Origin of the sequence: Leclercia sp. AS011 (genome assembly GCF_037152535.1) — a bacterium.
Classification (GTDB): Bacteria; Pseudomonadota; Gammaproteobacteria; order Enterobacterales; family Enterobacteriaceae; genus Enterobacter.
The window spans coordinates 2,574,038-2,592,160 of record NZ_JBBCMA010000001.1 but is presented as its reverse complement, the minus strand read 5'-3'; the positions used below and the strand labels follow the sequence as shown (position 1 = coordinate 2,592,160).

At 51.5% G+C, this 18,123-nt stretch carries 15 protein-coding genes; 6 read left to right on the top strand and 9 right to left on the bottom strand.

From position 1 onward, the window contains the following. The first annotated feature begins 311 nt into the window (after nucleotides 1-311). Nucleotides 312-3,206 carry a UvrD-helicase domain-containing protein gene (locus WFO70_RS12285; protein ID WP_337016467.1) on the top strand — a complete coding sequence of 965 codons (2,895 nt, stop codon included), beginning with the start codon at nucleotides 312-314 and terminating at the stop codon, nucleotides 3,204-3,206. A 211-nt stretch (nucleotides 3,207-3,417) separates the two neighbouring features. Here the strand turns inward: WFO70_RS12285 and WFO70_RS12280 are convergent, their stop codons facing one another. From WFO70_RS12280 to WFO70_RS12265, 4 genes are all read right to left on the bottom strand, one after another. Next, entirely contained in the window at nucleotides 3,418-4,392 is a 975-nt protein-coding gene (locus tag WFO70_RS12280) for an alpha/beta hydrolase (protein WP_442913375.1), read from the bottom strand. A gap of 215 nt (nucleotides 4,393-4,607) precedes the next feature. Next, nucleotides 4,608-5,084: a nuclear transport factor 2 family protein gene (locus tag WFO70_RS12275; protein WP_337016463.1), complete on the bottom strand. Its 477-nt coding sequence runs from the start codon at nucleotides 5,082-5,084 to the stop codon at nucleotides 4,608-4,610. 481 nt (nucleotides 5,085-5,565) lie between these two features. Next, nucleotides 5,566-6,132, bottom strand: coding sequence for a TetR/AcrR family transcriptional regulator (locus WFO70_RS12270; RefSeq protein ID WP_337016461.1), 567 nt, complete (start codon nucleotides 6,130-6,132; stop codon nucleotides 5,566-5,568). 130 nt (nucleotides 6,133-6,262) lie between these two features. Continuing rightward, nucleotides 6,263-6,838 carry a CGNR zinc finger domain-containing protein gene (locus WFO70_RS12265; RefSeq protein ID WP_337016459.1) on the bottom strand — a complete coding sequence of 192 codons (576 nt, stop codon included), beginning with the start codon at nucleotides 6,836-6,838 and terminating at the stop codon, nucleotides 6,263-6,265. A gap of 92 nt (nucleotides 6,839-6,930) precedes the next feature. Between WFO70_RS12265 and WFO70_RS12260 the strand changes: the two genes are divergently transcribed. Together WFO70_RS12260 and WFO70_RS12255 are read left to right on the top strand one after the other, a co-directional pair. Further along, nucleotides 6,931-7,842 (top strand): alpha/beta fold hydrolase, encoded by a 912-nt coding sequence (locus tag WFO70_RS12260; protein ID WP_337016457.1) that lies wholly within the window; start codon nucleotides 6,931-6,933, stop codon nucleotides 7,840-7,842. 33 nt (nucleotides 7,843-7,875) lie between these two features. Next, entirely contained in the window at nucleotides 7,876-8,268 is a 393-nt protein-coding gene (locus WFO70_RS12255) for a VOC family protein (protein WP_337016455.1), read from the top strand. Between the two features lie 17 nt (nucleotides 8,269-8,285). On the opposite strand, the gene WFO70_RS12250 is transcribed toward WFO70_RS12255, so the two are convergent. The 5 genes from WFO70_RS12250 to paoA are packed head-to-tail and all read right to left on the bottom strand — an operon-like array spanning nucleotide 8,286 to nucleotide 13,604. After that, nucleotides 8,286-8,849 (bottom strand): nucleotidyltransferase family protein, encoded by a 564-nt coding sequence (locus WFO70_RS12250; protein ID WP_337016453.1) that lies wholly within the window; start codon nucleotides 8,847-8,849, stop codon nucleotides 8,286-8,288. Beyond that, on the bottom strand, nucleotides 8,849-9,772 hold the full coding sequence (locus tag WFO70_RS12245; protein WP_337016451.1) for an XdhC family protein: 924 nt from the start codon (nucleotides 9,770-9,772) through the stop codon (nucleotides 8,849-8,851). Before WFO70_RS12245 ends, WFO70_RS12250 begins: the two co-directional genes overlap by 1 nt. Before the next feature lie 9 nt (nucleotides 9,773-9,781). Further along, entirely contained in the window at nucleotides 9,782-11,980 is a 2,199-nt protein-coding gene (gene paoC, locus WFO70_RS12240) for an aldehyde oxidoreductase molybdenum-binding subunit PaoC (RefSeq protein ID WP_337016449.1), read from the bottom strand. Further along, complete coding sequence (locus WFO70_RS12235; protein WP_337016447.1) at nucleotides 11,977-12,933, bottom strand: FAD binding domain-containing protein; 957 nt, start codon at nucleotides 12,931-12,933, stop codon at nucleotides 11,977-11,979. The genes paoC and WFO70_RS12235 overlap by 4 nt, the downstream gene beginning before the upstream one ends. Further along, the gene (gene paoA, locus WFO70_RS12230) at nucleotides 12,930-13,604 is read right to left on the bottom strand and encodes an aldehyde dehydrogenase iron-sulfur subunit PaoA (protein ID WP_337016445.1); all 675 of its coding nucleotides are present in this window, start codon (nucleotides 13,602-13,604) and stop codon (nucleotides 12,930-12,932) included. Before paoA ends, WFO70_RS12235 begins: the two co-directional genes overlap by 4 nt. A gap of 701 nt (nucleotides 13,605-14,305) precedes the next feature. Between paoA and WFO70_RS12225 the strand changes: the two genes are divergently transcribed. The 3 genes from WFO70_RS12225 to WFO70_RS12215 are packed head-to-tail and all read left to right on the top strand — an operon-like array spanning nucleotide 14,306 to nucleotide 18,122. After that, complete coding sequence (locus WFO70_RS12225) at nucleotides 14,306-14,857, top strand: fimbrial protein (RefSeq protein ID WP_337016443.1); 552 nt, start codon at nucleotides 14,306-14,308, stop codon at nucleotides 14,855-14,857. A 41-nt stretch (nucleotides 14,858-14,898) separates the two neighbouring features. Then, nucleotides 14,899-15,558, top strand: a complete 660-nt coding sequence (locus tag WFO70_RS12220; RefSeq protein WP_337016441.1) for a fimbrial biogenesis chaperone — start codon at nucleotides 14,899-14,901, stop codon at nucleotides 15,556-15,558. Nucleotides 15,559-15,599: 41 nt separating this feature from the next. Next, a complete protein-coding gene (locus WFO70_RS12215; protein WP_337016439.1) occupies nucleotides 15,600-18,122 on the top strand; it encodes a fimbria/pilus outer membrane usher protein in 2,523 nt (840 codons plus the stop codon). Nucleotide 18,123: the final 1 nt, after the last annotated feature.

Genomic DNA, 18,123 nt, shown 5'->3' with positions numbered 1-18,123 from the left:
GACGTCCAACTGCTGATAGCGAGGGCAGAGTATCGCCCTCCGTTGTACCTGAAGAGTGAAAATAGTTCTGATTAAGCATGCGAGAACTTCATTGCCAGGACTCAACGGCGGTACTGAATGCTCCTTGATTCAGTTATTTTAAAACTTCTCCATTTTCGATTTTTCCATCAAGAATGAACAAATTGACCTCACAGTTGCAAAGTGAACAGAACCTCAGTACGCATCCACTGTATGATTTGTGGGGACTTATTCGCCGACGCTCGAATAAAATAACTCTGTCTTCAGGCCTGCTGGCATTCAGGCACCAAAATGTGAGCGTGCAACTGTCGATCGATGCGATTAGAAATATTAAGGTCAGACGCAGTTGGCTGTATTCTAATGTGTCTATTGGGACAGACGGTGAAACCTATCGGCTTAATGGTTTCAATGTTCAGCAGCTCGAAACACTTATTCAAAAGATTCAACGTGCAGCGCTGGATATTTTTCAGCATAGCGCTGAGTGGCGGGATCTACTTGAGGTTGTCAGACGCTATCAGAAAGGCGATCACTATTTCTCTTCGTGGGAGTGGCGCGCTTTGTCACAGCTCACTTTGGTTAAAAAGCGTCTTTATGATCTTGATATTGATGCCGATTTTATTGCGCAAGAAAGCGATAACCCCATTGCGCAGCTGGCCCTGAAGTTATCAATGGACGATGTTTCTGAAGCGGGACGACATCACTTTAACGAACGGGTCGTCCCGCAGTTAGTATCTTCGTATCAAATCTTTTTTGATAACATCGAATCACAGCCCCTGAGTTCCCCTCAGCGTAAAGCTTGTGTCACGAATGAAGATCATACTTTAGTTGTTGCAGGTGCCGGGACGGGAAAAACGTCGACACTAATTGGTAAGGCTGGATATCTGTTGAAGGCGGGTTTAGCTCAGCCTGAAAATATCTTAATGCTGGCCTTTGGTAACAAGGCCGCGCGGGAAATGGCTGAACGTATTGCTGAGCGACTGCCGGAAAGTGGGGATAAATTAAAAGCGACTACCTTCCATGCGTTCGGCAATCGTATTGTCGCTCAAAGTGTTGGCGTCAAACGTTCACTTACGCGTTTTGCTGAACAAAATAATGAGTTACGACAATTTATTGAAGCGACTTTAGAAGCAGAAATAAGTCTCAGCGATGATTATAAAACCCAACTAGTTAAATATTTTGTTTGTTACAGTACACCTGGCCGTTGTGAATATGATTTCAATGCCATTGAAGAATATCATGAGTTTCTCCAAAGCTGCCGCCTGATTACCCTGACCGGGCAATGGGTTAAAAGTGTCGGTGAATTACGGGTTGCCAACTATCTCTATTTGTATTCAGTCCCCTTTGCTTATGAAGCAAATTATGAGGTTAATACAGCAACCATAGAACGCCGCCAGTATAAGCCTGACTTCTACTTGCCGGTCAGTAAGACCTATATTGAATACCTTGGCGTAGATCGAGAGATGAGAACGGCCCCCTTTGTCGATCAGGCCGCATATCTTGAAGGATTAGCCTGGAAGCGGAAACTGCATCAACAGCACAAAACCCGACTGGAAGAGTTATACAGCTACCAGTTGAGTGAAGGAACGCTGGAAGAAAATATCCTCGATTTACTTAATCGGGTGAAGGAGCCGCAGCATTTACGTGACACAGACACACTCCTGGATGAGCTTAAAAGCTCGGGTTCATCGCCGTGGCAAGGCTTTATCGATTTGATGCTCCGTTTCCTTAGCCTTTTCAAGGAAGGGCAATTTTCATTTTCAGAACTGCTGACGTCACCTCAACGTATAGATATGGGGCGCACCCAGGCATTTATCGCGTTGTTTAAACCCGTCTATGATGCTTATGAAGCCCATCTCAAAGAGCAACAAGAAATGGACTTCAGCGATATGATCGCGGAAGCAACAACTGCACTTGAGGAAGGGCAATTTCATCATCGTTATGACTATGTTCTGGTTGATGAGTTTCAGGACCTTTCGGGTGGGCGAGGGAAGTTGTTAAAGGCATTACTGGCAACCCGGGATAATATGCGGCTGTTTGCAGTAGGGGATGACTGGCAGGCCATTTATCGTTTCAATGGCTCAGACCTTCGTTTTTTTACCCGTTTTGATCATCAGTTTTCGCCTGCAAAAATGCTACCTCTGGACAAAAGTTATCGCTTTAACAATCGCATACATGAGCTTAGTTCTACCTTTGTTACTCGAAATCCGGCGCAGTTGAAGAAAGAGATCACGACGCATACCCAGGTGGAACATGCGGCAGTCCAACTGCTCGATATTCAGGAACAAATCGCTAATATCCACATTGCCGAGCGCAACCAAAGAAAAGCTGAGGCTTATCGTCAGCAAATCAGGAGAGCGCTTGCTCGTTGCCATAGCCGGGAAGTGAGGCTCAACAGTACCCGTCGCGCACCCGTTATGCTGATTGGTCGTTATCGTCTGGAAAATATGAGGGATCTTAAGGGGTTGGATCTAAAGGCGCTAATGGCCGAATTTCCACTACTGGATATTCAATACCAGACGGCGCATGCCAGTAAAGGCCTGGAAGCAAATTACGTGCTCCTGCTGGGGCTCGAAAAGGGGAGTTTTCCATCAGCCAAAGAAAATGATGAGTTGATAGACCTTCTTCTCCCGGAGCAAGAGCCATACCTGTTTGCCGAAGAGCGTCGGTTATTTTATGTCGCCGTTACCCGTGCCCGACACTATGTGTTTATGATCTTTGATAGCCAGAATACCTCAGCTTTCGTTGAGGAAATTGCAAAAATGGGTAAACAGCTCATTACGAAAAGTGATTCTCTTGAAGTCGGTCAATGGAGTTGTCCAGATTGTGAGTCCGGCTCCTTAACGGGCAAAGTGAGCCGCTATGATAAGAAATTCTATGTCTGCTCTCACTCACCCGCCTGTGATTATATGGCCAGTTCCTGCAAGCAATGCAGCTCACCGATGGTGATGCACAATGGCATGCAAAGGGTATGCGCGAATCCAGAATGTCAGGAGATTGAAATCGTCTGTCGGCGCTGCGGTCTCGGCACCATGGTTAAGCGTAAGAACAAAGACGGAGGCGTTTTCTATGGTTGCAACCGTTATCGTAAGGATGAGGCGGACTGTTGTTATGAAAACATTACGAGCGAAGAGTTTGAGCGCAGAGTCGACACTGCAAAACAGAATGCAGCGATCATGCAGGAGAGATGAGACATCAAAATTCGAGTGGATACGTAATGCACAATAGTATCTGCGAATGCTTTCAGGCTGCACCATTACTGTTGCTGCAAAAGGGCGTCTACTCAAACTCACTGAAATGCCTGACACTCTAGATCTGTTAGTATTCCACCCCACAATCATCCTGCATCGAGAAAACGTGCAGAGAATGACCAGCCGGTAAGCCCCGCTGGTCGCCTTGTCGTTATTTCAAATGTTCTTTCAACTGATATCCTGCCTGACTAATAGCAGTCCGCACGGCAGGAACGTCACTCAGCGCGTTCAGCAGACCATAATCATGAATTAATCCGTTGTAACGCGTAACCGTCACGTCGACACCAGCAGCGTCAAGTTTGCGACCGAAAGCCTCGCCTTCATCGCGCAGCACATCAAGTTCAGCAGTCTGAATCAGCGTGGGTGGCAGCCTCTGCAACTGCTCTGTTGTTGCGCGTAGCGGAGAGGCAAGAATGTTATTTCTGTCGCTCTCATTTGGGGTGTAGGCGTCCCAGAACCACTTCATCATGTTGCGCGTCAGAAAATACCCGTTTTCATACTGATTATAAGAATCAGTATGAAAATTCGCGTCAGTTACAGGCCAGAGCATGACGTCATAGCGAATGGCAGGTGTTTTATGTTGTTTAGCCTGAAGCGCTACGGCCGCGACCATATTACCGCCGACGCTGTTACCCACCAGCGCCAGACGTTTGCCATCAACGCCTATTTCACTTCCGTTCTCGGCTACCCATCGGGTTGCTGCGTATGCCTGATTAATTGCAATAGGGAAATGCGCTTCCGGCGATGGCGTATAGTTTACGAAAACGGCCGCCGCTTCGGACGCATTAACCAGATCACGAACCAGACGCTCATGTGTCGGGAAATCGCCAAGGATCCAGCCACCACCGTGGAAGAACATAAATACTGGCAGGATGCCTGTCGCGTTATGAGGCTTCACAATATTCAGCGTTATTTTTTGCCCATTAACAGTAATCGTTTTTTCACTGACGTCGGCCGCAGGCAGTGCTCCCCCTTTCTGCGCATCGATCAAGACCTGACGTGCTGCCTGGGGAGACAATTGCTCAATGGGCTTCCCTCCGCTACCGTTCAGCGCATTCAGGAATTCTTGAACATGACGTTCTGGGGTAGTTGTATCAGCAAAGCTGTTGGCTGAAACTGCAGCCATTGCGACAGACAATAACGCGGACTTGATATTCATAGTGTCACCTGATGAGTAATGCATGCCATTATTTTGCGTGCTTTTTATATGAGCGAACCGTCAGGCTTATCACTACTTTATAAGCCCAGGGCAATAGTTAAATTTTGAAAATCATATCGGTAGAGGAATAAATAAGCGCCCGACCAGGCTGGTAGCCGGGCTTTACGGATTAAACCGGAACGTTACAGGCCCAGCTCCGATAACCCCGGATGATCGTCCGGACGACGCCCCAGCGGCCAGTGGTACTTGCGCTCGCTTTCCTTGATGGGCATATCATTAATACACGCGAAACGACGTTGCATCAGACCATCCTCGCCGAATTCCCAATTCTCGTTGCCGTAAGAACGGAACCAGTTACCTGAATCATCGCGCCACTCGTAGGCATATCGGACCGCAATGCGGTTGCCCCCAAATGCCCACAATTCTTTAATAAGACGGTACTCAAGTTCCTTTTTCCATTTGCGCTCAAGAAATCCTTTGGCCTCTTCGCGATTATTCACAAATTCTGCGCGGTTACGCCATTTGGTATCCAGAGAATAGGCCAGAGAGACCTTTTCAGCGTCGCGGCTGTTCCAGCCGTCTTCAGCAAGCCTTACTTTTTCAATCGCTGATTCAAGCGTAAACGGCGGAAGCGGTGGACGAATTTGTGCATCAGACATGGTAAAGACTCCTGTAAATTTGGGGGGATCGGTATGATCCTGCTTGATGAAACTCAGACATAAATTCCTCTCCTGTTATTTAGCGTCTTTGGTATCCATGCTGATTCAGCATTGTCCATTAGCACTGACATTCATTTTCAGAGGGGGCGTCGTATCTATGAATTGATGGTAGAACGATCGTTCTACATCGTCAAGATAGTCTTTATGAAAATACTTAAAAAATAAAAAACCTCTCGATAGAGGTTTTAAGATGCTGATTTATAAGATTTTTTTTGAAGTATGGATTAGTGGTGGAGATAATGCGGAGGAAAAAATGAATACGATATCTATCGTTATGTATGAATTAACGATAATAAAAATAGATGCGGGGTGTTAATATTCCATGGCGAAGTGTGGAATTAAATTAATCACATATAGGTCAAAGCCTCCAGTAGTACTGGATATTTTAATAAATATTTCATTCCTGATATTCAGGTCTCTGTTATGAGACCTGTTTCAGTAACAGCTGAGCAATATCTTTGGCATCATCTGCGGCACTGTAATCGCCCATAACACGTGACATGGTGATGGCACCTTCAATCAATAACAGCAACTGCCTTGCCAGTGCTGAGGAGTGCTCAATATTCAGCTGTCCGGTAAGTTCAAGCGCATAATCCAGTATTTTTTGTTTATGCAGTCTGGCGATTTGGCGAACGGGATCGGCACTGTCGCCCACTTCCCCCGCAGTATTAATAAATGCGCACCCGCGGTAGCCCTCTGACTCAAACCATCCTTTGAGCACGGTGAACATATTCAGGATGCGTTCCTGCGGCGTATCCGCTTTGTTGCACTCAGTCCTGAACCATTCCATCCAGCGTACATCCCGTGCGTTCAGCGCTGCTGCCGCCACTTCGTCTTTATTGGCGAAATAGCGATAAATACTTTTGCGCGCCACACCTGAAGTCTTTACAAGAAGATCCATACCGGTGGCATGAATACCGTTCTGGTAAATGAGCTGTTCAGCGGTAGCGAGAATTTTTTCTCGGGTATCAGACGTATTTTTGTTCATGGGTTAATGGTAGAACGATCGTTCTCCTCGGTCAAGTGCGCGTTGACACTCTTTTTGACCAGATGGGTTAAGGAGAGGGATAGGGTCAGCCTGGACGCGTCGTCTGACAAACACCAGGCGACCAGAATTGCTATGAACCCTTTCTGTTTCGGTATGCCGCTACTTTCATGCGATTACCGCACGTTGCCATACTGCACCAGCGGCGGCGATGCGATTTGCTCAAATCATGGAAAAGTAAAATACAGTTATGTGCTTCACACTGTCTCACGTATTCAAACTTTTCGTCCGTGACCAGTTTCACCAGTGCATCCGCCACGGGCCAGAGCAGGCCTGCGGAGCTATGCACGTCGGAACAGATATCAATACAGTATCGCTGCGTATTTTCATCCCATTGCAGCCCGATCTCAGGACGTCCAGCTTGCAGCAGCTTGTTGATGACCGTCAGGTTAGCCGCATCGGATTTCATCGCGGCGTGGACCACAGTTCTGGCGGCATCGCGCAGCTGACGGGCTTCAACCAGTAAGTCAGCGGGTGCTTCAGTGCCTTTCGGCACAAGGCCCGCCGTTTCCAGCCAGTCGATGACGCTGAGATTGTCTTCAAAACAATCATGCCGCTCATCACCTGTCCCATATTCACTGTTAATGAAATCCAGTGCGAGGTTATCGGCAAGGAAGAGTGGCTGAGAGGGAGGTTGTTTGAATTCCATAATTATCCGTAACTCATAAAATCATTTTGACAGGTTACCAAATTCGCGTGTAACCTTCAAATTGTGAATTTAACGGTTACAGAGGGTTTATCATGACCACTTCCACTACAGATAACGCATCTGCTTTGCCAGCTACACAGATCCATTACCGCTATCAACAGTCAGGCGATGTTAATGTTTTCTACCGTGAAGCTGGCGATCCGACAGCACCTGTATTGCTGATGCTTCACGGCTTCGCGGGCTCATCTTTTATGTTCCGTGATCTTATTGCCCAGTTGGCCGGGCGGTATCATCTCATTGCGCCAGACTTGCCAGCCTTTGGTTTTACCGAGGCGCCAGCACGTGGTGAATATGCGTATACCTTTGACCAGCTTGCTAAGACCATTGAGCAGTTTACCGAAGCGCTCAATCTCGATAGCTATGCTCTGATGGTCCACGACTACGGGGCGCCTGTCGGCTGGCGTCTGGCGTTAGCCCATCCGCAGCGCGTGACAGCCCTTATTTCCCAGAATGGCAATGCCTACGAAGAGGGGCTGGGAGAGGCCTGGGCACCTATACAGAAATACTGGGCCGACCCCACATCTGAAAACCGACGTGCGTTGAGTGAATTTCCGACGCCAGCTTCAATCAAATGGCAGTATCTGGAAGGCGTTACCGATCAGAGTCTGGTTTCACCTGATGGCTATTCACTTGAAGGGATGCAGGTATTACGGCCGGGTAATGCAGAGATTCAGCTGGACCTGTTACTGGATTACGCCTCGAACGTGAAGATGTATCCTCTGTTTCAACAATATTTTCGCCAGTATCAGCCTCCGTTATTAGCCGTATGGGGAAAAAACGATCCGTTTTTCATGGCGGCGGGAGCAGAAGCCTGGAAACGTGATCTGCCTGAAGCTGAAATACACTTTTATGACACCGGCCACTTCGCCCTGGAAACGCATGCTAAAGAGATAGGTGTCGACGTACGTAATTTTCTCGAACGGCATGTCCGCCAGTCAAATTAACGCGCTTTCCGGTTAGAGCAGGAGATCAAGACAATGTCAGTGACTCATGGTGCGCAACATATTGGCTTAGCCGTATCTAAACTCGAAGAAAGCGCTGAGTTCTTTACTAAAATATTGGGTTGGGAAGAAGTTAAACGACGCGAAGATTATCCCGCTATCTTCGTAAGAGATAGTGCCCTGACGATAACGCTCTGGAAAACACAAACCGATGAGCCCGTTAAGTTTGATCGTAAAACGAATATTGGACTCCATCACCTGGCTTTGCGCGTCGAAAATCAGGAGGAACTGTTCCGGCTTCTCGATGTATTAAAGGCAAATCAGATTGAAATTGAATTTGAGCCAATCTTTATCAGAGAAGGGCCGTCGATGCATATGATGTGTTATGAACCCAGCGGGATAAGAATTGAATTCTACTACCCTGGATAAAAGTAGTTAAAACAGTTTCAGTCAGGAAAGACGGAGGTTACGTACCGTATTTCCTGCGCTGTCCTTAAATCCCCTACCGTATCAACATCAAACACAACCCCAGGATCGGATAACCAAATATCCCCCACATCCCCCCGTCGTCGTGCGCCCATCACAATCTCCCTGGCCCCTCTATCCCCAGCCAACCCCAGCAGCGCCTCGCCATATTCCCGCCGGAACCCCACCGGATGCCCCGCCTGTTGCTGATAGTGAGGCACCACAACCCCATTCTCGCCAAGCCCTTCAGCAACCCTCAGCAAAGAGGCGGGCTGGATCAGCGGCAGATCGCCCGGCAGAATCAACCATCCGGACGCCGCAGAAGTCGCCTTTACCCCCAGCGAAATCGACTCCCCCATGCCCCGCGTACCGCCCTCGGGGCGAACCAGATGCCACGCCAGACCCGCGGTTTCAACCGCCTGAATCACATGCGCCAGCACGGTTTTCCCGCCTAACAGCACCTCAAGCTTATGGGTTTTCCCCCCCGAGGCGAGAAAGCGTTCGCCGCGTCCGGCGGCGAGAATAATCACCACCGGCGGGGACATTAACGGTCGTCCTGACGCAGGCGTGCGGCGGCCACGTCTGCCAGAACCGACAGGGCCAGAGTGCGCGCATCCCTGGCTTTCGGGAAGATACCGATCGGGGCTTTAATCCGGTCGATCTCTTCCTCCCGCCAGCCCAGCTCGCTGAGCTTTTTCCGCCGCTGCATGTGGGTTCGCTGGCTGCCCAGCGCGCCGATGTAAAACGGCTTCGCGTCGCGGGCGGCCTGCAGAACGGGCAGCTCCCGGTGAAGGTCGTGCCACAGCAGGATCACCGCCGTGTCGGCATCAATCTGTACAGAGCAGGGATCGAAGTGACAGATGTCATACCCGGCTGCGGCTGCAAGCTCTGCCGTCGCCTGGGCTTCGATGGAACCGCCATGGATCAGCACCCGCACGCAGGGCTGGAACCCGGTCTGAAAACCGCCGTTGTACCAGCCGGATGGTATGACTTCCGACAGGCAGTTGAGCGTCTGCGTCTCTGGCGTGTAGCGCAATCCGGCAGGCAAGCGCTGCTCAAGGCGGTTCAACACCGCCAGCAGCGGCTGCGCCGAACGCAGCTTATGAATCGACAGGGTGATTCCGCCCCCGCAGGGGAGGACAATGTCAAACCAGGGCGAGCCCTGACCATAACGCACCTCGCGATCCGCGCCTGTGGCGATGACCTCCAGCGCCTCAAAGGCCGCCGCCGCTTCGACGCAGCCCCCGGAGACAAAGCCACAGTACTGACCATCCTCACGCACCACCATCTGCGCCCCGAGGGATCGCGCCGCGCCGCCGCGGATCTCCGTCAGCATTACCAGCGCCGCCGCCTGGCCGGACATCAGGGTCTCCACCGCGAAGCGCAATATCTCCCGGCTGTCGTCGGTGAGAAACGCCCGTTCCGGCGTCCGGCGCAGATCGTCCGCCAGATTAAAAAGTTGGGACATCGTTCCTCCTTAAACCACGTCCGGCAGGGCGTTGAGCAGCTTATCCAGGGTGATGGGATAGTCGCGCACGCGCACCCCCGTGGCGTTATAGACCGCATTGGCAATGGCCGCGCCCACGCCGCACAGGCCCAGCTCCCCCACGCCTTTGGCTTTCATCGGCGAGGAGATAGGGTCGGTATCATCGAGGAATATCACCCTCTGCTCGGGGATATCGGCATGGACCGGCACTTCATACCCCGCCATATCGTGGTTAACGAAATAGCCCAGCCGGGTATCCACCGCCAGCTCTTCCATCAGCGCCGCGCCCAGCCCCATGGTCATCGCGCCAATCACCTGGCTGCGGGCGGTTTTTGGGTTAAGAATGCGTCCGGCCGCGCACACCGCCAGCATCCGGCGCACCCGCACTTCCCCGGTGGCGCTGTCCACGCCCACCTCGATAAAATGTCCGGCAAAGGTCGACTGCTGATACTGCTTATCGAGATCGCCAAACTCGATACCCTCTTCGGCGGTCAGGGTGCCGTTGGCAGCGGCTTCGGCAATGTCCGCGCTGCGGGTGTCATTAGCGATCTTGCCGTCGCTGAACTGCGCCTGGTTGGGATCAAAACCCAGGGTGGTGGCGATGGTTTCGCGCAGCTTCACGCAGGCGGCATACACCCCCGAGGTGGAGGTGTTCGCCCCCCATTGCCCGCCAGAACCGGCGGAGACCGGGAAGTTCGAATCCCCAAGGCGGACCGTCACCTTTTCCAGCGGGACGCCCAGCATCTCCGCCGCCGTCTGGGCAATGATGGTGTAGCTCCCGGTGCCGATGTCGGTCATGTCGGTTTCGACCGTCACGTTGCCCGCCGCGTCGAGATGCACCCGGGCGGCGGATTTATCTAACAGGTTATTGCGAAAACCGGCCGCCATGCCGATGCCCACCAGCCAGCGCCCGTCGCGAACCTGGCCGGGCGTAGGGTTGCGCTGTTGCCAGCCGAACTCTTTAGCCCCGGTACGCAGGCACTCGATAAGCTGACGGCGTGAGAAAGGCCGGCTGGGATCGGCGGGATCGACCTGGGTGTCATTGAGAATGCGAAATTCAACCGGATCGATGCCCGCTTTTTCCGCCAGTTCGTCGATGGCAATCTCCAGCGCCATCAGACCCGGCGCTTCGCCGGGCGCGCGCATGGCGTTGCCTTCGGGCAGATCCAGTTTCGCCAGCCGCAGGCCGGTATGACGATTGGCACCCGCGTAAAGCAGTTCGGTCTGCTGAACCGCGGTCTCCGGCGTGCCGCCAGGCAGGTTGCCGGACCAGCTGTCATGCGCGATGGCGGTAATTTTCCCGGCGCTGTCCGTCCCGATGCGGATATGTTGAACGGTGGCCGGGCGGTGAGTGGTGTTATTGGGGATCGTCGGGCGCGACAGCATCACCTTAACCGGGCGCCTGATGGCGCGGGCGGCCAGCGCGGCCAGCAGGGCATCGCTGCGCAGGAACAGCTTGCCGCCAAAGCCACCGCCGATATACGGCGAGATAACGCGCACATTCTCCTGGGGTATCTTCAGGGTTTCCGCCAGATCGGTACGGCACCAGGCCACCATCTGGTTCGAAGTCCAGAGGGTCACCTTGTCGCCCTCCCAGGCGGCCATCGAGGCGTGCGGCTCCATCGCCATATGGCTCTGGTCGGGGGTCGTATAGGTCGCATCCAGCTTCACCGCGGCGGCAGAAAAGGCGGCGTCGAAATCGCCGGTGTTTTTATCCGGCGTATCCTCGGGAGGCTGGCTGACGGCGGGTTTTTCATCCGCCAGCGAGTAGGATCCTTTTTCACGACGATACTGAACCTGAACCAGCGACGACGCCGCCCGGGCCTGCTCAAAGGTCTCTGCCACCACCAGCGCCACGGCCTGATGGTAGTGCTCTATCTTCGGGCCGCCCAGCAGCGTGGCGGTGTTTCTCTCGCCTTTGCCGAGCGCCCCCGCGTTACTGGCGGTGATCACTGTTAACACCCCCGGCGCGTTTTTTGCGGCCTGGGTGTCGAGGGTGGTGATTTCCCCCCTGGCAATTGCCGAGCCGACGACATAGCCATAGGCCGCGTTGGGCGCAATGTCATGCCACTCATAGGCGTAGTGCGCCATGCCGGTGGTTTTTAACGGGCCGTCGATACGATCCCGGGGCTGACCGACCACCTTTAAGCGGTCGATCGGGTTTTCGCCTGCTGGTTTATCGAATTTCATACCACAGCCCTCGCTTCTGTCAGCACGGAGGCAAGCGTTCGCTTCGCCAGGGTTAGTTTGAAGGCGTTCTCAGACGTCGGGTGAGCATCCGCAAACAGCGCGTCATAGACGGCCTGTGCGCCCTGAGGGAGCCGGGCATCGGCCTGCTCAACCCGCCAGGGTTTATGGGCCACGCCGCCCAGCGCCACGCGTCCGCTGCCGTCGGGCTGGACAATCGCCGCGACGGAGACCAGCGCAAAGGCGTAGGAGGCGCGATCGCGGACTTTACGGTAGATATGCTGCCCACCGACGGGCGGCGGCAGGGTGACGGCGGTGATCAGCTCCCCTTGCGTCAGGACGGTTTCAAGATGGGGCGTTTTCCCCGGGGCGCGATAAAAGTCGGCCAGCGGGATGTTGCGCGCCTTGCCGTCGGCGGAAATGGTTTCTACCACCGCATCCAGCAGCCGCATGGCGACAGGCATATCGCCGGGATGCGTGGCGATACAAGCCTCGCTGCCACCCACGACCGCGTGCTGACGGCTAAAACCCTCAAGCGCCGCGCAGCCGCTGCCGGGAAGGCGCTTATTGCAGGGCTGGTTGGTGTCGTAAAAATAGGGACAGCGCGTACGTTGCAGCAGATTCCCTGCCGTGGTGGCCTGGTTGCGCAGCTGGCCGGAAGCCCCGGCAAGCAGCGCCCGGGAAAGCACGGCATAGTCACGGCGCACGCGCTCATCCGCGGCCAGGTCGGTGTTACGCACCAGGGCACCGATGCGCAGACCGCCCGCGTCGGTAGCGACAATCTTGTCCAGACCAAGCCCGTTGACGTCGATCAGATGGGTGGGGGTCTCAATCTCCAGCTTCATCAGATCGAGCAGGTTGGTGCCACCGGCAATAAATTTTGCCCCGCTGTTATTCCTGGCGCTGGCGGCGGCCTCGGCCGGGGTTTTTACCCGTTCGTAAGTAAAGGCTTTCATGATTTAAGCTCCCCTGCGGCCTCTTCGATGGCGTCCAGAATGTTGGCGTATGCGCCGCAGCGACAGATGTTGCCGCTCATGCGCTCGCGGATTTCATCCGCCGTCATTTCCGGCGGAGAGACCAGATCGAGCGTAACGTGGCTGGGAATGCCCGCCTCGATCTCTTTCAGTACCGCGACAGAGGAGCAGATTTGCCCCGATGTGCAGTACCCGCACTGGAAGCCATCGTGTTTGATAAAGGCCGCCTGCATGGGGTGCAGATGGTCAGGCGTACCCAGCCCTTCGATGGTGGTGATCTCAGCATCCTGATGCATGATCGCCAGCGTCAGGCAGGCGTTGATCCGGCGGCCATCCACCAGCACGGTACAGGCTCCGCACTGTCCGTGGTCGCAGCCTTTTTTGGTGCCGGTCAGCTGTAAATTCTCGCGCAGCGCATCCAGCAGGGTGGTGCGTGTATCGACCTCAAGTTGCTGACTTTTGCCGTTGACGCGTAGCGTCAGGGGCAGGATCTCCGGCGGAGGTGTAACGGCGGGCTCGCCCTCGGCCAGTGCGCCACAAGGGTAAACCGCCGCGGTTGCCGCTGCTGCGGCGCTGACTTTGATCAGATCCCGTCGGGACAGGCTGAAGTCGTGTGACTGATCGTCTTCAGGATATTCGCCTTGGTTGCTCATGCCAGGCCTCCGGTGTTGAAAGGGGATGGAAAATAAAAGAGGGTGCGACTGTGTCGTCTGATTTTTAAACGTTAAGCATAGACGGCGATGTGAGCGGGATTATTCTTAAATCGTGAATGCTGTTATGAGCGAGGGTGATAAGTGCGAGCATCATGGACGTCGGTCAGGTACCTGGCTTAACACCCTTTTGATGAGCCGCTATTTACCGCCTGGTTCCTGAATAAATGCGCCCATCCTATTAACCATTGCTTTGGCCGGGATAATTATGTTGGGAACGCGTTATCTACTAATATTTTACTTTTGGCATACTGTATCTTTTAAATATGCGCAAGATCATAGAAATAGCATGATTCTGTCGTGAATAAGCATAATGCCTTTTTAAAGGTTTCACTTAATTTATTGATTATAATGCATTATTTTTTTAAACCATCATAACGCTTAATCTTCTTTGAGATAATTCGTACAACTAGCCTCTCTATTCTGAATTGTGTTTTTTTGATTTGAGCCAAATAATGCAGGTATGGAATAAAAATGTAGTTACAGGTTTTCAGTTTTCTCAATAAACGGAAGCAGGAATGTATCACTAAATTCATTCCAGTAGATATGTTTCTGCTTCATTTAATTGAGAAATTGCCTTTCTCTTTATCACCTGAATTGCGCAACGATAAACCTATCAATTGGAATCGCAGAAGGAGCTGTCCATGAAAATTAAACCTATGTGCCTTGCTATGTTAATAATTGGCCTTTCCTCAACCTCTGTTTTGGCTGCAGATGGTACGCTTCATTTTAAAGGAGAGGTCACGACTTCATCTTGTACAATTAAAGGGGCAACAATAACAGATGGCGTAGCTCAAAACGTTGATATTGATGTGCCTATGGGGAAAATTCCAGTTCATGTTCTGGGTAGAGATGTCACAGGTCCAGAAGTAGGTTTTCAGATCGCTGTAGAAAATTGTGAAGCCGGAACTTATTATATCGTGCTTGACGGAACGAGTCCTGCTAACCAGCCTAACGTTTTAGCCCTTGATACTGGCAGCACTGCCAAAGGTGTCGGTATTCAAATTAAAGATATTACAGAGAAGCCTGTCACACTGACGAAGTCTTTGGATGTCAATGACGCTAAAATAGTCATTAATCAAAAGGGTGATGAAGGTATTTTTGATCTTAAAGCTAATTATTATGCCTATGATAAAACAAATTTAGAAGCAGGCTCAGCTAACGCCACGGCATATTTCACTATCGTTCAGCAATAAATTAATGCAGGCCTGTCGGGCCTGCCTTTTTCAGGTGTCCTATGAAACCCTTTATTGCCTTATTTCTGGCGTTATTTGTTACGCACGCTTTTGGCGCTATTCAGATCAACAGCTCCAGGGTCATATATCCGGGAGAATATAAGTCTGCCTCGCTCAGTATTCAGAATGCTTCGAAAAAAAGTTATATCGTGCAGTCCTGGCTTGATGACGATGACAGCAATCGTAATAAGGCTATGGTGGTGACGCCACCGTTGCTTAAGTTGCTTCCAGACCAGTCGGCGGTATTGCGCTTTATTTATTCTGGCACAGGTCTACCAACGGACAGAGAAAGTGTTATCTGGATAAATGTGCAGGAGATACCTCCGCGCGCCAGTGAACCCAATGTGATGCAACTGGCCGTACGTACGCGGTTGAAACTCTTTTATCGCCCAGTATCGCTTAAAACAACGCTTGTAAAACAAGTCGAAAAACTCAAGTTTGAACGACGTAGCGATGCGCTGGTTATTAATAACAATGGGCCTTTGCATATAAATCTGAGTCAGTTAATTATTCGTACTCCGCAGGGCGTGGAGAAGAAAATACCTGCATCAATGATTTTACCGTTTAGCGATGAAAAGCTGGAGTTCATCACAGGATCGAAAATCGTCAGGCTAACCTATATTAACGATTATGGTGGGATCGAGAACATTAAATTCGATTAACCCTTCGTTGCAGGTTAAATTATTACCAGGGAAGGATCACTATGCAACGATCATGGATGAAATGTTATGCGTTGACTTCATGTTTATTTACCGCCACAGAGTGTACCGCGCAAAGTGAGTATAACACTGCCTTTTTTCATGGAGCCAACGCGGGTGAGTTAATTAAGCTTATTGATCCTGATTATGGTATTTTGCCCGGAATTTATAAGCTCGATGTCTATATTAACCACAACCTTGTTGATCAACATGATATCGAACTGGTCAGAGACAATGATAAAAATCAGGTACGTCCCTGCCTCAGTGCCAGCCAATTGCGGGCATGGTCTGTCAGTATATCGGCACAACTGGATAATAGCTGCGTGGATCTGGCTCAACAATTCCCCGGAGCCTCTGTCAATACCAATCTGGCGGAACACCGCCTGAATATTCAGATGCCGCAAATTTATATGAATAAGCGACCTCGTGGGGCAATTCCTACGACGATGTATGACGACGGTATCACGGGCGCGTTTGTTAATTACAACCTGGTGGCTAATAATCTTAAAAGCTACGGACATGAGAGTCAGTACGCTTATCTCTATCTGAATAGCGGGCTGAATTTAGATGCCTGGCGTTTGCGCACGACTTCTAACCTGACCAAAAATAGCGGCCAGGAACATCGCTGGCAGAATGTCTCTACCTGGATGGAGCGGGCACTGCCTTCCTGGCAAAGTCGCATTATTATTGGTCAGGCCAGCACTGGAAATACGCTTTTTGACAGTGTGCCCTTCCGGGGTATACAGCTTGCTTCTGAGCAGATGATGCTGCCTACCAGCCAGACACAATATGCACCGGTCGTCCGTGGCGTGGCGGAGAGCAATGCTCGTGTGGAAGTCAGGCAGAATAATTACCTTATTTATTCCACGAATGTTCCGCCAGGCCCTTTTGAATTTAACGACATAGTTGCCGTTAGCCGCAGCGGCAATCTCGATGTTTCCATTATTGAAACGGATGGACGTCGTAACAACATCGTGATTCCCTATACCGTCCTTCCTGGCCTGGTGCGATACGGGCAATACAACTATGAACTGGTTGTCGGTAAATATCATGACGGCGCAGGCGGGTACTCGCCTTCATTTGCTGAAAGCCAGCTTTCCTGGGGAATGAGCAACACAATAACGCTGAATAGTGGGGTGCTTGCTGCTGAAAACTACAGCAGCGTGGCTGCGGGCGTGGGAAAAAATATGGGCAACTTAGGCGCCGTTTCGTTCGATCTTTCCCTCTCTGATACCCGCCTTGCCCGAGGCGATAGTCGGCAGGGGGGCAGTGCACGTTTTTTATATGCGAAGTCATTTATTGATTCACATACTGATTTCCTGGTGGCTGGCTATCGTTATTCCTCTGCGGGCTATTATGATTTTCAGGAGGCGGTGCAGGAACGACGGCGTTGGGATGACGGCCATTATAAAAGCTATTACTGGGATGAAGAAGATAGCAGCGATCCGCAATGGATGGACACCCGGCCGGAGATAACTTACCAGGCAAATTACGCTATCAAAAAAGATCGGTTAGATTTAACGCTCAATCAGCAGATAGGCGAGCTGAGTCAGTTTTATCTCACCTTCAGTAAGCAAAGCTATTGGCAGAATAGTCGTTCGGATACGTCCATACAGTCTGGTTTAACTTCGCGGTTGGGAAAGATGACCTGGAGCCTTTATTACCAGAATACCCGCAGTCACTATATGTCGAACGATAGCAGTTTTAATCTTCGTCTATCGTTGCCGTTAAACTTTGGCAATCATCAAACCAACGCAACGGCAGATTTTCACACTGACCGTTCGGGTAAAGTCTCTTCTACTGCAGGCCTTAGCGGCTCGTTGCTGGAAGATAGCAGACTTAGCTATAGCGTCCAGGCAGAAAAGGACAACTCAACGCGTACAGCAGGTAGCATGAGCATCGGTTATCAGGGTCAGGCCGGAAACCTGTGGCTTGGCTATGCTAACGCAGAGAATACCCAGCAAAGCAGTATGAACCTGTCTGGTGGCATTGTTGCTCACTCTGGTGGGATCACGCTCTCGCAGCCGCTGGGTACAACATTTACACTGATTGAAGCCAAAAATGCTCAGGGTGTGGGTCTTCAAAACCTTACAGGCGTCCGTATTGATCCCTTTGGTTACGCTGTAGCCCCCAACGCCATCCCGTACCGCAACAATACCTATACGCTGAATACCCACGATCTCCCTGACGACCTGGATGTGCCAATGGCAACACAAAATACAGTGCCTACCCGGGGGGCAATAACCCGTGTTCATTTCGACACGTATAGTGGGGAGAGCCTGCTGATCCACAGTCGGTTAGCCGATAACAGTTTTCCTCCTGTGGGTGCACAGGCTTACAGTAAAAGAGATCGCAATAACGGCATTGTCGGGCCAGACGGGGAAATCTTTGTATCCGGTGTTGAGCAGGGAGAAATTCTGGTTATCCGTTGGGGCGATCTGCCTGACGAGCAGTGTCGCATTAAAATTCCAGCGAGTAATGGGCAAAAAAGCACGGGTTATCGCGAAGTCAGCGCGGTTTGCCAATAAA